The following is a 15252-nucleotide window of genomic DNA, read 5'->3' as shown; positions in this document are numbered from 1 at the left end:
CGATAGTCAGGTCACCGACTCCGCGTCGATTGGGCGGCTGCGGTTCACGCGAGCAGGTCCACCGAGAGGAGGTCGCTCGCTTCGTCGAGCGGGTGGGCCTCCGCGTGGTATCGGTCGAAGACTGTTTCACCCCACGCGTACGCTGACGGCGCATCAGTATCGACGAGAGACCGTAACAGACCGGTATCCGGCTCGTAGCAGCAGATGCTGACGTGGGAGTCGGTGAGACAGATTCCACACCACTCGCTGTTCGGAAGGTCGTCGTGAATGTATACGTCGTGGTTGTCTAGCTCGAGCGCGTCGGTGACGAGATCGGGATCCCAGGCGTACATGGTTTCGAACACCGTCGGCGGATAGATCATCGTAACCGACAGTCCATCGAAGACGGTCTCGAAGAAGTGTTCTAGGACGCTCGCCTTTACCAGCACCATCCCGAAGATTCGAATCGTTTCGGTTTCGTCCATCAGTTGCTCATTCCGCTCCATGGGTTCGTATGGGTACCCCGGACCGGGAACCGATACCACTGCATCGGTGAGTAAGTCCACGCTGAAGCCATCGAGTTCGTATGGTAACCACGGAGCGATTTCACGCAGGCGCCGTTCGATCGACATCGCGTCCACGAACTCACCAAACCGTTCGGCGACGAACGCACCCAATCCGGTCAGCCGATACCACCTCCCGTCGCGCTCGATCCAGTGTCGTTCTTCGAAGTCGGCAAGAATCCGACCAATGGTCGGAGAGGATGCTCCCGTAACCTCACGCAAGTCGTGCCTGTCGCACTTGGTCACCGCCAATTCGTTCAGGACGTCGACGCGATGGGTAGAACTGGCAAGAAACACAATATCGTCACGTTTTCCGTCCATACTAGTGGTACGCATTGGCACGCTAAAACAGTATAGCTGAAACGGCAATCACTGGTGGCGATGTAGCGTCGCCAATAGGCGGACGGAGCGTGGTCCAGTGGGCTGTTGCTCAGTGGGTGGTTGGTGGTCGGTAGGTGGTAGTGGCCGGTCGGCGGGTGGTAGTGGGTGGTTGGTGGCCGGTCGGCAGGTGGCAGTGGGTGGTTGGTGGCCGGTCGGTGGGCTGTAGTGGCCGGTCGGCGGGAGGTAGTCGATGGTCGGTGGGCTGTAGGGTAGCTGGTCGGCGAGTTGGCACGTGGCGACTGGCTGTCGGGCAGAGACGCGTCGGTTGATTCGACGGAGCTGTGGGTGTATTGGCCGGCGTGCATCTCGAGAATAAAAAATCTGTAACTAAAAATGCAGTATTTCAGACGGTTAGATAATCCCGAGAGAGTGAGATGTATACGATAAGTGTTAACTTTTTAGACAGTGGGCAGCGGGTATGGGTCTCGATCCGCGCACCGAAGATCAACTTCGACTCCTCTGTGACGGCCGAAATCGCACGATCTGCGATATCCTCACCGAGACGGACGGCACCCTCCACGTCACCGAATTAGCGGAGGAGATCGTGGCTCGTGACGTGAACGTCGTCAGTGGCGCAACCTACGACGACGCACTCGACACCCAGTTGTTCGAACTGCACCACAACCGATTGCCGAAGTTGGCGGAGGTCGATCTGATCGAATACGACCGGACGGGGAATCGCGTCTCCCAGAAAGCGTCACCGGCGTCCGTGGTGGAGTGGTCGAACGAGGGACCGCTCGCCACGCTGGTGACCCACCTGCCACCCGGTCACGAGGGCGACGAGGACGAAGTGGGCGTGATCGAAGGACTCGATTCGGCCGTCGAATACGGTCGAAAGCTGGCCGGCGAAGCCGAGTCGGAGCTGTTCGCACTGTACGCGACCACCGACCTCCTCGAAGACGAGTGTCTGCGACACGGACGCCGCGCCATCGATCGAAACGTGACGATTTCTATCGGCTCGCAGAACGAGATCGTTCGGAGACGGTGTCGAGAGGGACTCCCAGAAGCGACGGTGTGGGAGCCACAACTCGACTGGCTCAATACACCGACCTATCCGCGAGTGGGTCGGCTCATTCTCGTCGATCGACGGAACGTCATGCTGTCGATCCTCACCGAACCGCCGTCCGAGCAGGGCGCTCCCGAAGAGATTGCGCTCGTCGGTAGCGGGGAGACGAACCCGCTCGTCGTTCTCGTACGCGAACTGCTCGGACCCCGCATCGACCACCTCGATTACCAAACCGACGACACCCAACGCCACCTGTTCACGAATAATGACTGACGATACCACGCCGGCCGAACCGACCGATTCGACCCAAACCGGGAGTTTCAGCTACGAACTCGATCCGGACGAACGCCCGAGCGAAGCGGTCGTCCACGTCGTCGCAACACTCACCGACTCGTCCATCCTCGATCTGAACCCGTTGTACCACACGATCGATCCAGAATACCTGGACGAGCTACTCGCCGATCGGAACAATAGCGACACCATCACGGAGGCTTCAGTGACGGTTCCGTACAACGGCTGCCACGTAACGGTGACCCAAGACACCGTTCGCGCCCGGATCGACGACTGACAACCCTCCACCGGCAATTCGTCGGGCGGGCCGAACCGCAGATCGCGACTACGACGTTCTCTCGTCTCGATCGAACGCCGTCGCGACGGCTCGACGGTCGCGTTAGGTAGTGAGTATGGTACTACCAGATGTGGAACGCTAACACTAATTAGTATCGGCGAGAAACGGGGTGGTGTCGCCCGAGAGACCCCCACAAGTTTCGGACTATCACGAGCGGACTATGATAGGTATTTGTGGTATCGGCAACTAGATGGCACTGACTCGGTTCAGGGCCGCCGAGAACGGCGCATTCCACCGCTCGTCGGGCGAGAGCGAGCGTGGACACCAGACGAACCCGGGCGGAGAACCCATGCAAACGACCCCCAGACGTGAGCGCGGAGTACGCGGCGATTCAGCCGCTCGATCCGGGCGACCCGACAGACAGTCGTACCGACGGGACTTTAACCCGAAACTGGTGAATACACAACAGAAAGCGTGGGCGAGCCCTCGGCGCAAACACGTGAGAAAAACGTCGGCCGTTAAATATAATATGATTGACTATCTGAATTCAGGTGGTGAGAATGGATAGCGGACGCGGGGGTGTGGGAGTAACGGGTGTTTCTAGTGGTGATCAGCCACGGTGTGTCGAGGCGAGGGTGTATACATGAGTGCGAACGCGACACTCGAAGGCGATTGCACGATCGACGACGGGGCGACCGTCGGCTACGCCTACGGCGACGACACGGAGCCACCCGCGATCGGGGCGGAGTCGACGATACGGGCCGGGACGATCGTCTACGACGACGTCGTGATGGGAGCCGGCTGTCAGACCGGTCACTACGCGTTGATCCGCGAGTTGACCGAACTCGGCGACAACGTGCTCGTCGGGACGAACGCGGTGATCGACGGTCGGACGACGGTTGGCCAGAACGTGAGTATCCAATCGGGCGTCTACATTCCCTCGGACACGACCATCGGCGACGACGTCTTTCTCGGACCGTACGCCGTGTTGACGAACGATCCGTACCCCATCCGCCAGGACGTCAGCCTCGAGGGACCGACGCTCGAAGACGGCGTCTCGGTCGGCGCCAACGCGACGATCCTCCCCGGCGTCACCGTCGGCGAAGGCTCGTTCGTCGCCGCCGGCGCGATCGTCACCGAAGACGTGCCGCCGGAGACGCTCGCAGTTGGGGCCCCCGCAACGCATCGCTCGCTTCCCGCCAAACTGCAACCCCCGAACGAGATTTAATGATACACATCGCATCACCGGACATCGGAGCGGAGGCGAAACGGGCGGTCGAGGACGTCCTCGACAGCGGCATGCTCGCGGACGGACCCCCAGTGCGCGAGTTCGAAGCCGAATTTAGCGACTTTTGTGAGACCGAGCACGCGGTGGCGACCTCGAACGGGACGACCGCGCTCCACGCGACGCTCGAAGCGTTCGACATCGGCCCGGGCGACCGCGTGTTGACGACGCCGTTTTCGTTCGTCGCGACGGCGAACGCGATTCGACTGACCGGCGCCGAACCCGTCTTCGCCGACATCGATCCGGAGACGTTCAATCTGGACCCCGACGCGGCGCGAGACGTGGTTCGAGAGACCGACGTCGACGCGATCATGACGGTCCACCTCTACGGCCTGCCGAGCGAGATGGACGAACTCGTGGCGCTTGCCGACGAGCTGGACGTCCCGCTCATCGAAGACGCCGCACAGGCCCACGGCGCGGCCTACGACGGCGCACGCGTCGGCTCGATCGGCGACGCGGCGTGTTTCTCGCTCTACCCGACGAAGAACATGACGACGGGCGAGGGCGGCGTGGTGACGACCGATCGGGCGGACGTCGCGTCGGCGCTTCGGTCGTACATCAATCACGGTCGAGAGGCGGGTGCGGGCGGCTACGAGCACGTCTCGGTGGGCACCAACTACCGAATGACCTCCATCGCCGCGGCGATCGGCCACGCACAACTCGACCGACTCGCAGACTTTAACGAACAGCGACGGGCCAACGCCCACCGGTTGACCGAAGGGTTAGCAGAGGTGTCCGGGGTGCAGACGCCCGTCGAACCGGATCACACGCGACACGTGTTTCACCAGTACACGATTCGGTGTGCGGACCGAGACGGACTGGCGGCCCACCTGGAAGAAAACGGCGTTGGCACGGGCATCTACTACCCGACGCCGATTCACGAACAGCCGGCCTACGCGGACGTCTCGTGTTCGGCCCCGGTTTCGGAAGCCGCGGCGGACGAGGTGCTTTCTCTGCCCGTCCACCCCGGCGTGGACGCGGCGGACGTCGACCACATCATCGAGGTGATCGCAGACTATGACCAGTAAGAATCCAAATCGGGCGAACCGATCGGCGACCCTCGACGTCGGCGTCATCGGCGTCGGGTCGATGGGACAACACCACGCGCGCGTCTACAACGAACTGCGAAACGCGCGCCTCGTCGGGGTGAGCGACGTCGACGCCGAGCGAGCAGAAGAGATCGCAGACGAGTACGGTACCGCGGCGTACTCACGGGACGAATTACTCGAACGCGTCGACGCCGTCTCGATCGTCGTCCCGACGCGGTATCACTTCGAGACGCTCGAAGCGGCCCTCGAAGCGGACGCAGCCGCGTTCGTCGAGAAACCCGTCCTGGGAACGCTAGAGCAGGCCGACGCGCTCCGGGCGATGGTCGACCGCATCGACCTGCCCGTCCAGGTGGGCCACATCGAGCGGTTCAACCCGGCGGTGACGACGCTTTCACAGATCATCGACGACCTCGACGTGGTCTCCGTTCGCGCACAGCGCCTCGGGCCGCCGCCGGCGCGGACGATCGACGACAGCGCCGTGATGGACCTGATGATCCACGACATCGACGTCGTGCTGTCGTTACTCAGTGAATCCCCGCATCGGGTTTCCGGGACGGGCGTCGACGGCAACCGCCACGCGACGGCGCTGCTCGAGTTCGACGAGACGATGGCGACGCTGATCGCGAGTCGGAAAACCCAGCGGAAGGTTCGCACGCTCGAGATCACCGCCGAGAACTGTTTCGTCGAGCTGGATTACATCGACCAGTCGGTCGAGATCCACCGCAACTCGGTCCCGGAGTACGTCAAGGAAAACGGCGGGGTGCGCTTTACCCACGAGAGCATCGTCGAGCGACCGTCGGTGACGAACGCCGAACCACTGTTCGAAGAGCTTTCGTCGTTCTGCCAGGTCGTCCGCGACGGCGGCGTTCCGGAAGTGACCGTCGAGGACGGCCTCGAAGCGCTCGCCGTGGCGCAGTGGATCGAAGACGATACGCGCGGCTACGAGGCGGCCGACGAACCGACGGATGCAGAGGTGATGATGACCGATGACTGACGACGAAACGCACCCTGACGGAGTCGAACGGACCGACGGCGGGCGAGCCATGGCGAAACCGGTGTCGTCGCTGTACGGCGCGGACGCAGAGGAGGCCGTCCAGCGCGCGTCATTCGTGGGCGGCGAGGTTCCGGTGGCGGTGTACGGCCTCGGGAAGATGGGCCTGCCGCTGGCCGGCGTGTTCTCGGAGGCGAGCGGGAACGTCGTCGGCGCGGACGTCGATCCGTCGGTGGTCGAGACGATCAACGACGGCGGGTCGCACGTCAAACGCGAGCCCGGGTTGGAGGATCTGGTGTTCGAACAGGTGTCGGCGGGGGCGCTGTCGGCGACGACGGAACCGCGCGAAGCGGCGTCGGCGGCGTCGGTCCACGTCATCATCGTCCCGACGCCGATCACTGACGCGAAGGAGCCCGACCTGGCGATTCTGGATACGGTCGTGTCGGATATCGCGTCGGGGCTGGAGGCGGGCGATCTGGTTCTCGTCGAGTGTACCGTTCCACCGGGGACGACCAGGGATCGGGTGGCAGAACAGTTGTCGGATATCTCCGGGCTGGACCTAGGGGAGTTCGGCGTGGCATTCTGTCCGGAGCGGACGTCGTCCGGTCGGGCGCTAGAGGACATCCGCGGAGCGTACCCGAAAGTCGTCGGTGGCGTCGATGACGAGAGCACGCGCGCGGCTCGGTTGATCTACGAGGAGATCAACTCGAAGGGCGTGCTGGAGGCGTCCGATGCGACGACGGCAGAATGCGTGAAAGTGTTCGAGGGCGTGTACCGCGACGTCAACATCGCGCTCGCGAACGAGTTGGCGCGCTTTACCGACGAGCTGGAGGTGTCGGTTCGCGAGGCGATCGAGATCGCGAACACCCAGCCCTTCTGCAACATCCACGACCCCGGCCCGGGCGTCGGCGGTCACTGCATTCCGTACTACCCGTACTTCCTGATCGAGCCGTTCGAGACGGATTCGCCGCTGTTGGAGACGGCTCGCGAGGTCAACGACTCGATGCCCGCGTTTACGGTCGAGAAGGTTCGCGAGAAGCTGGGCGAGAACGGGGTTTCGGTAGACGAGGCGACGGTCGCGGTACTCGGCTTGACCTATCGCCCCGGCGTCGAGGAGATCCGTGCCTCACCGTCGATTCCGATTTCAGAGCAGTTGTTCGAGGCCGGGGCGACGGTGTACGGTGTCGATCCGATGCTCGAGGACGTCGAGGCGTTCGACCTGGAGGCGATCGCGTTGGACGAGTTGTACGATCGGTATCTGGACGCCGTCGTCCTGGTGACCCCGCACGAGGAGTTCGAGTCGATCCGGTGGGCGGCCGTCGGTCGAAACGGTGATACCGATCCGGTGATCATCGACGGACGAGACGCGCTCGGCGAGATCGATGGATCCGTGTACACGATCGGGGTGGGAGACGATGAGTGACGGTCGAGGTGAGCGACGTGTATAGAGATCACACGGTCGGCGTGGTCGTGCCCGCCTACAACGAGGAGGGGTTCGTCGGCGAGGTGATCGACACGATGCCGAGGTACGTCGACCGGGTGTACGTCATCGACGATTGTTCGACCGACGGCACCTGGGAGGAGATCCAGCGACACGCCGATCGACGGAATCGGGACAGCGTCACGGTACACTACGACGAAGACGCGGTGATCGAAGAGAAGCCGATGACCGCGGACGGCGGGGAACCGGTCACCGACGGCGGCGTCACGACCAAACGGTTCGATCGCTGCGTCGTCCCCATTCAACACGAGGAGAATCGCGGCGTCGGCGGCGCCATCAAGACCGGCTACAAACGGGCGCTCGACGACGAGATCGACGTCACCGCCGTGATGGGCGGCGACGGCCAGATGGATCCCGACATTCTCCACAAGTTCCTCGATCCGATCGTCGAGGACGAAGCCGACTACGCGAAGGGCAATCGCCTGCTGTACAGGGACTACCGCCAGGGCATGTCGAAGTGGCGCTTTTTCGGGAACTCGATTCTGACCTTCCTGACGAAGATTTCGAGCGGCTACTGGAAGACGATGGACCCGCAGAACGGGTATACGGCGATCTCGTACTACGCGCTCGAGAACGTCGGCATCGACGCGATGTACGAGTACTACGGCTACTGTAACGACCTGCTGGTGAAGCTGAACGCGAAAGGCATGCGGGTGGCGGACGTGGCGATGCCGGCGGTGTACGGAGACGAGGAAAGCAGCATCAAATATCGGACGTACATCCGAAAAGTCTCGGGGATGTTGTTGAAGAACTACCTCTGGCGGTTGAAGACGAAGTATCTCGTGCTCGACTTTCACCCCCTGGCGCTGTTCTACCTCTTCGGGGTCGGGACGGTAACCCTGGGAATGTTAGGCGGAATGTGGTCGCTGTACGCCAAATTTGTGCTCGGCGATGCGCTGTTCGTTAGGGCGGCATCGAGTATGATGCTGTTCACGATGGGCAGCATGTTCATCATGTTCGCAATGTTGTTCGATATGCAAGTCAACGAGACGAAAGAGGTACAGATTCGTGAGTGATCTAAAAGCCAAATAAATTGATATATGAAGGTCCAAGCAATTGTTACAACAAACAGGTCGTCATTTTTCAGACAGCACGTGGAACGGTTGAGTAAAAGAGGGGTAAAGTTCACAACAGTATCAGCTAGTGGTGTTTCGCTAGCAGATATAAACGAGAATGAAGAGTCAATAAATAGATTATTCCCCAAAGTTGGCCATAATTTGCCCTACTATGCGTACATATCCGTGGGATTCTACCCAAGAATACTACATTCGTCGATTAAAAATGATTTTGATATAATCCACTCCTATTCTGGACTCACTCTTCCATTTGCTCTCGCCCAGCCTTCTCGACCACTAATCGTCTCGTTCATTGGCTCTGACTTGATGGGGGATTATCTATTTGGGCAGTTCCCAAAAATTGCAAAACTGTGTGCAAATTATGCCGATGAGGTAATCGTTCAAAATGAGAAGATGGACCAATTACTCGATTGCAAAACACACGTTCTTCCCAACGGTGTTGATATCGAATTCTTCAGACCAATTCCTCGGGAGACGGCAATAGACCATGTTGGATGGGACAAGGACAAGAAACATATCCTCTTTCCTTACGGCACCCAGCGAAACGTTAAGAATTACGATTTGGCAGCGAAAGTTGGGCAGATTGCGAATAGAGAATATGTTGGTGAAATTCATTTTCATCACCTTGGAGACGTCCGGTATCAGGAGATGCCATACTACATGAACGCTGCAGACGTTGTTCTGATAACCTCTAAACGAGAAGGATCACCGAACACGGTTAAGGAAGCGCTAGCTTGCAATACACCGGTCGTTTCGACCGATGTGGGTGACGTCCGTGAGCGCATAACGGATGTCCAGGGTGCATCCATTGGTTCTTCTAAACAGGAATTAGTAGATGGGGTAATCTCTGCTATAGATACCGAGGAGTGTAACGGTAGAGAACAGACAAGAGACGTCTGCTGGGAATCAGTTTCTAACGATTTGTACAAAATATACGAGAGCGCATTATGATACCAAGAAGTGGAAAAGCGACTTCAATGACGGTGAATATAGAGCCAGTTAACTATCAACAGTGGCTACCCCCCATAGTAAAATTAGAATAATGGGCACAGTAATTATCTCTCTTGATTCGGAACTCGCGTGGGGGTTTCACGATCAGAAAGACCTCCCTCAACAGCGTATCGACAATGCTAGAGATGCCTGGAGTCGGATTGTTGATCTTTTCGAGTCCTACGACATACCGGCAACATGGGCCGTCGTTGGCCACCTGTTTCTAGACGAATGCGATGGAGAGCACCTTGACCACCCAACCCCTGACGGATGGTTCGATCGAGATCCAAGTGGCACAATTAACGATAACCCGGACTGGTTCGGAACAGATCTGGTGGCCAAACTTCTCGAAAGTGACGTTGAACACGAGATCGGATCACACTCGTTTTCCCACGTCGAATTCGGCTCGGAGAGAACCACGCGCGAGATCGCTGCCGGCGAGCTTTCTGCGAGCCGGGATGCGATGGCCAGATGGGATTGTCGCCCCAGTTCATTCGTATATCCACGGAATAATGTGGGATATGTAGATATGCTCCAAGAGTTCGGGTTTTTTTGTTACAGAGGAACACAACCTCCAAATTCGGAAGGTGGCCTGCTACCCCTTCCCCTGCAGCGTCTGCTTCGCCTGGGTTTTGGGCGAACAGCGCCACCAATAGTCACACCAAAAGTCACGGCGGACGGTGTCGTCAATATACCTGCATCGTTTTATCTATACACCTTCGAGAATGAACAGGGGGCAGTCTCGAAGCGAGTCATACAAGCCCTCTCGCAGTTGGCGTTCAGATTCTTGCCCTACAATCCACATCTTCGACAGGTTAGACTTGGACTTGAGGAGGTGGCCTCCAAGCCAAATTCAGTCTTCCATATATGGCTACATCCGAACAACGTAATCTCGGACGAGGACGCCAACCGTTTGGAAACAGTTCTAGAACAAATCGATATGTATCGGGAAGAACGAGACGTTGCAGTGAAAACAATGGGTGAAATCGCAGCCGAGGAATTAGCTTGTCATGAGTAACCAGTATAAGATTCGTTGGTTCGAAGATGGAGATATAAAGGCATTTCTCGAGTTATATAAGTCCGTTTTGGGACGGGCCAAGACCAAAGAATGGTTCAGCTGGAAGTATATTGACAATCCGTATACTAACCACGTTCCGATCGTCGTCGCAGAAAAAGAGAGAGAACTAGTAGGCGCTCGTGGGTTCATGGCACTTCCAATGAGATATGGATCGGCTGATTATATTGCCTACCAGCCCTGTGACACAATGGTCCAACATGACCATCGCCAGCGTGGGCTGTTTACTAAAATGACAGAAATGGCGATAGATCGATACGAAGACGGTGACGTGGATTTCTTCTTCAATTTTCCCAACGACATATCGTTAAAGGCTAACTCAAAGCTCGGGTGGAAAGTTGTGGGGGAAACGCCAGAGTATTATCGTATTGAAAACCCAAGGAGGTTGGTCTCATCATACTCAAAAAACCGTTTTCTCAAAGCAGTCGCATTCGGCATAGACCCTCTTTACAGAGGATACCTTTCGGCAAAGGATTTTAACGCAATTAGTTCAGAACCCGATTTAATAGAACATCATCAGAACACGGACCTCGCAATTGAGAATTTGGCCGATTTCTATGATCAGGGTACGATTGAACGGTTCCATGCCGCCCGTGATACAAAATTTTACGAGTGGCGGTTAGCCAATCCAGATTGGCAGTATGAAATTTTTACAGTTCATAATAAAGACAAACCTCAAGGAGCAGCAGTTATAGGACATCGACGAGAACTCAACGTACAGACGGTGAGTATAGTAGACTTTCTACCATTACAACCAAAAGTAGAGCCCATAGTATGCCGATCCCTCCTCGAAACTATCCAGTCACGTTATACTGAAATAGACATGGTTATCGCTCCATGTTCAATCTTTTCTAATAAGATTTTGAAGAGATTTGGGTTTCTGAGTAAATCCATGTTCCCAATGAATCGCTTTGTCTCATCAACGTCCTTGGTTGCTCGTACACTCTCAGACGATCGGATAGTGGATGAGAACGACCTCCGCAATCCAGATGAGTGGATGTTAACACTTATTGAGCTTGACACTAGTTAGGCTAGTTAATCGCAATACACTTACCAAACGAGAATATAGAAATGGCAAGACAGATACTATATGAAAAGAGAAAACGAAAATACGCATATTTGTTTTGTTACTCCATACGGTTATAGTCATTTGAATCCAGGTAGCGCCAATTCTGCCGGAGGAGCGGAACGACAACAATATCTTATCGGGAAAGAACTAGTTCGTCGGGGTTATAAAGTTTCCTTCATCGTAATTAATCAGAATGGGCCAGAATTTGAAAAGATAGATGGAATAAACGTGTGGAAGTCGCTACCGATGATTCGATATAACTACAAAAAAGATATGGTCAAATTCCCCTACTTCTTATATAAGCTTATAAAACGTATCTATCTCATTGATGCTGATGTGTATTATTCACGGGCAAATCCGCCATTAAGTGCACTAGTAGGTTCTGCCTGTAAAATTCTTAGGAAAAAATACATATATTCAATAGGTAATGATAGTGATGTGAATTCTGAAATGGTTCGAAATTACAGTAAAACAATTAGAGTGATGTATTTGAGATCCATGAAAAGTGCAGATATGATTATAGCCCAAACATCCCGACAGAAGAAATTATTAAGACAGAATTTTGGGCTGCAATCAAAAGTTGTACCTAATGGCTATAGCCTTCCAGATAGGAGTGAACTTCTCGATTTTGCCGACAGAGACCATATATTATGGGTAGGCACAATAGAGAAAGAGCAGAAGAAGCCTGAAAGGTTCCTAAGACTCGCTGAAAAAATAGAAGAAGGAAATTTTGTCATGGTTGGATCAGGTAAGAACCCCGAATACGTACAGGAGGTCCAATCAAGGGCTCAGGAGATCCCCAACCTTACCTATAAGGGCTTCGTACCACCAGATGAAATTCATGAATGTTATCGAACTTCCGTCCTTGTTGTTAATACATCCGATTATGAGGGATTTCCTAATGTTTTTCTAGAGGCTTGGAGATACAGTGTCCCAGTGCTATCATTGCATCATACATTAGATGGTATATTAGTTAATGAAATAGGTGGTATTCATGCTGGTTCATTTGAGGCACTAGTTGAGAGTGTAAGGGACCTATGGAAAAATCGAGCTAAGGCAGCGAAATTAGGTGAAGGAGGGAGAGACCACATGGTGGAAAATTATGATATGGACAATATTATCGACGAGTATTGTTGCATTTTATAATGTGCGTGATTTTTCAAATCCAAAATGTGAATTGTTGGGGGCTGTATAGTTGAGAGCCTCCTCAGCAGATACTCGGCCATTGAGTGCTTGATTCGATCGATCGTTGTAATATTGGTGTCTGAAGCGTCTAAGCCAGCGTCTTTCGTTGGCTGGACTGCCCCCAGAAGGAGTGAAAACGGTCGGTCCGCATTGAGACAGTCTGAAACCACTTTTCTACGTGGTTTCGATCGCTATAGTTGAGCTGACCGCTCAATTCGTGACGCACGAGGGCAGTCAGATAGCCGCCAGCACCGATGAGAAACTCTGTCTCGTCGAAATCGTGTTTCTCGGTGAGTTGGTGCAGGAACGGCGGCTCGGGGTCAATCCCGCGGCGGCTGAACACGTCAATTTCGAGCAGAAGCTTCGATTCTGTGTAGATCGCGGCGTACAGCCACTATCTCTCGCCATCGACCTCGATCTGTTTCTCATCGACCGCGACCCGCGATGGTAGCGCCGTCGCGGGTCGTTCTGGGTCTCCGACAGTTTGTGCGTCCAGTTCCAAATTGCGCCGTGAGAACGGTCAAAGCCGAGTAATTCGAGTACTGCAACGACCTCCCGAACCGACAACCCCATCGAATGCACGCGCACCCCGAACACCCTGACGGGTGTTGGGTGCGCTCGTTCTCCCAAACCTCATCTCCATCCACGTCTAAGGGTTCTCTGAGCAGGTTAGCGAGTTGCATTGGAAGCTTCTCGCCACCACCTACTCATTCCTCAAACTCTCATCTAGACAGTGCCCCACCGGGAAACTTGTCTCTTCAACATGAATTAAGATCCCGAGGAGTTCGTCACAAACCTTGGTACCCTGGGCGGTAGGTGGGTTTCAGCCGTGAAGAGCGACGCACACGTTATGTAAGGTGATATTTAAGTCCGTATCGATGCGCTGGTTGGGCGCATCGGCACGATCTCACGTAAAATCGACGATGAACGTCACTATATGGTTTTCCTTACACTTGATATGGCTGTCCTGGTCATAAAATAGAATCCGATAAAGTCCACGACACAATAAACGTGAAGTGCATTGTATCGAACAAAGGGATGCCCCATCGAACCATATCTATTCGTATTGAATGTGAATAGATGGCGGATCGAGATGTGCATTGGAGAGACGAAACAATACATCGGTTTTGAGAGACTGCAAGACACAATGTCTAGCAGGAGCCAGTCCTCACTGGCACCTGCTGACGTTTTCCTACAGTTTGCTGAAGGTAGGTGTTGGCAAAGCGCTCTGGAGGACAGTAATATCTCAAGCCCCACCCCATAACTCTCATCTATTTCGATACAGATGAATTCACGATATACCTGACACGACGTTCATTGGACACAAAACATATCAATTAATATATTTGACCAGGTTTGAAGGAACCGGCAGATACTATTCAAATCAGTCGAGATCAAATAGATCCCACAATTATTAGGATTTTAATGGGGAGATGAAGTTCCCACACACAGATTATTAATTAAATTTGGAAAGGTCTGAAGAAGTGCTTGGATCGGACATAGTTAAATCACAAATCGCCACATTGATGCAGTCACAGTTGGATGTACCACCACAAATGTATACAATTGATGATTTAAAACAGGGGGTCAAAAGCCCCAATCTAATTGCCCGTGAAGTGAACAGGCACTATTACACCCGAAGGTTCGGTCCCGGATACAATCGGAAGGGGACAGATATTTTTGAGGAGGATTGGGACACACTCATCATACTTGATGCTTGTAGATATGACATATTTAAAGATGAAAATACACTTCCTGGAGAGCTAACACAGAGAGAATCTCGTGGGTCGAACACGGTTGAATTTCTCCGAGGGAATTTTAACGGGGAGAAATTGTACGATACCGTCTACACTACAGCAAATCCTCAGCTTGTTAACAACCGTGATCAGATAAAAGTAGAATTTTGTGATGAAATTAATGTCTGGAATACTAATCGGTGGGATGATAAAATAGGATCGGTGCTCCCAGAAGATATGACAGATGCAGCCATAGAATCTGTTAGGAAGTACCCAAACAAACGCCATATTTTCCACTACTTACAGCCTCACTACCCATTCATCTCATCAAACATCGACAATGGGACAAGAGGTGTCGGAGAAAATAAGGAGAATATGTCAGATATTTGGGGAGAGCGGTTCAGGGGCCGAATCAATCTCACACGGGAAAAGATTTGGGACGCATATGTCCAGAATCTTCGAGAATGCCTCAATCATCTTCAGAGGCTCATAAATATTCTGAGTGGAAAAACGGTCGTTAGTTCAGACCACGGTAATATGGTAGGTGAACGGTCAGGACCAATACCAATTCGGGAATGGGGTCACCCCTCACGTACATATACGGAACATCTAGTAAAAGTTCCATGGTTAATATATGAAGAAAAACCACGTCGGGAAATCATTTCGGAGAAAGGTCAAAAAACGTATGAAGTTGACATGTCGACTGTAGACTCAAGGCTTGAAGATTTGGGATATAGATAGCCAACATATCAAAAAGGGCAGGGGTGATTTTACCAATTCTTTAATTATATTCAATAT

General features: G+C 54.2%; 13 protein-coding genes and 1 pseudogene. 12 read left to right on the top strand and 2 right to left on the bottom strand.

Going from position 1 to position 15252, the window contains the following annotated elements:
• Nucleotides 1–44 precede the first annotated feature (44 nt).
• Nucleotides 45–863: a helix-turn-helix transcriptional regulator gene (locus NKH31_RS08965; protein WP_254861449.1), complete on the bottom strand. Its 819-nt coding sequence runs from the start codon at nt 861–863 to the stop codon at nt 45–47.
• A 478-nt stretch (nt 864–1341) separates the two neighbouring features.
• Here NKH31_RS08965 and NKH31_RS08960 point away from each other — a divergent pair, with 478 nt between their 5' ends.
• The 11 genes from NKH31_RS08960 to NKH31_RS08910 all read left to right on the top strand — a co-directional run bounded on the left by NKH31_RS08960 (nt 1342) and on the right by NKH31_RS08910 (nt 12679).
• Nucleotides 1342–2202 (top strand): DUF7344 domain-containing protein, encoded by an 861-nt coding sequence (locus tag NKH31_RS08960; RefSeq protein ID WP_254861448.1) that lies wholly within the window; start codon nt 1342–1344, stop codon nt 2200–2202.
• Nucleotides 2195–2497: a HalOD1 output domain-containing protein gene (locus tag NKH31_RS08955; protein ID WP_254861447.1), complete on the top strand. Its 303-nt coding sequence runs from the start codon at nt 2195–2197 to the stop codon at nt 2495–2497. The genes NKH31_RS08960 and NKH31_RS08955 overlap by 8 nt, the downstream gene beginning before the upstream one ends.
• A 643-nt stretch (nt 2498–3140) precedes the next feature.
• Nucleotides 3141–3725, top strand: a complete 585-nt coding sequence (locus NKH31_RS08950; protein ID WP_254861446.1) for an acyltransferase — start codon at nt 3141–3143, stop codon at nt 3723–3725.
• Nucleotides 3725–4810 (top strand): DegT/DnrJ/EryC1/StrS family aminotransferase, encoded by a 1086-nt coding sequence (locus NKH31_RS08945; protein ID WP_254861445.1) that lies wholly within the window; start codon nt 3725–3727, stop codon nt 4808–4810. Before NKH31_RS08950 ends, NKH31_RS08945 begins: the two co-directional genes overlap by 1 nt.
• On the top strand, nt 4800–5825 hold the full coding sequence (locus NKH31_RS08940; RefSeq protein WP_254861444.1) for a Gfo/Idh/MocA family protein: 1026 nt from the start codon (nt 4800–4802) through the stop codon (nt 5823–5825). Before NKH31_RS08945 ends, NKH31_RS08940 begins: the two co-directional genes overlap by 11 nt.
• Nucleotides 5826–5874: 49 nt before the next feature.
• Entirely contained in the window at nt 5875–7245 is a 1371-nt protein-coding gene (locus tag NKH31_RS08935; RefSeq protein ID WP_425492321.1) for a nucleotide sugar dehydrogenase, read from the top strand.
• A 17-nt stretch (nt 7246–7262) separates the two neighbouring features.
• Nucleotides 7263–8339 (top strand): glycosyltransferase family 2 protein, encoded by a 1077-nt coding sequence (locus tag NKH31_RS08930; RefSeq protein WP_254864792.1) that lies wholly within the window; start codon nt 7263–7265, stop codon nt 8337–8339.
• 24 nt (nt 8340–8363) lie between these two features.
• Nucleotides 8364–9350: a glycosyltransferase family 4 protein gene (locus NKH31_RS08925; RefSeq protein ID WP_254861442.1), complete on the top strand. Its 987-nt coding sequence runs from the start codon at nt 8364–8366 to the stop codon at nt 9348–9350.
• Between the two features lie 91 nt (nt 9351–9441).
• Nucleotides 9442–10407 carry a polysaccharide deacetylase family protein gene (locus NKH31_RS08920; protein ID WP_254861441.1) on the top strand — a complete coding sequence of 322 codons (966 nt, stop codon included), beginning with the start codon at nt 9442–9444 and terminating at the stop codon, nt 10405–10407.
• Entirely contained in the window at nt 10400–11494 is a 1095-nt protein-coding gene (locus tag NKH31_RS08915) for a GNAT family N-acetyltransferase (RefSeq protein WP_254861440.1), read from the top strand. The genes NKH31_RS08920 and NKH31_RS08915 overlap by 8 nt, the downstream gene beginning before the upstream one ends.
• A gap of 60 nt (nt 11495–11554) precedes the next feature.
• Nucleotides 11555–12679: a glycosyltransferase family 4 protein gene (locus NKH31_RS08910; RefSeq protein WP_254861439.1), complete on the top strand. Its 1125-nt coding sequence runs from the start codon at nt 11555–11557 to the stop codon at nt 12677–12679.
• Here NKH31_RS08910 and NKH31_RS08905 read toward each other — a convergent pair.
• Nucleotides 12674–13401: pseudogene (locus NKH31_RS08905) on the bottom strand (IS6 family transposase). The gene NKH31_RS08910 and the pseudogene NKH31_RS08905 sit on opposite strands and share 6 nt — an antisense overlap.
• Before the next feature lie 843 nt (nt 13402–14244).
• Here NKH31_RS08905 and NKH31_RS08900 point away from each other — a divergent pair.
• Nucleotides 14245–15195 carry a hypothetical protein gene (locus tag NKH31_RS08900; RefSeq protein ID WP_254861438.1) on the top strand — a complete coding sequence of 317 codons (951 nt, stop codon included), beginning with the start codon at nt 14245–14247 and terminating at the stop codon, nt 15193–15195.
• The last annotated feature ends 57 nt before the right edge of the window (nt 15196–15252 follow it).

Source organism: Halovivax gelatinilyticus (assembly GCF_024300625.1).
Lineage (GTDB): Archaea > Halobacteriota > Halobacteria > Halobacteriales > Natrialbaceae > Halovivax > Halovivax gelatinilyticus.
Note: the sequence above shows the minus strand (reverse complement) of the source record. Positions and strands in the feature narration are given on the sequence as shown.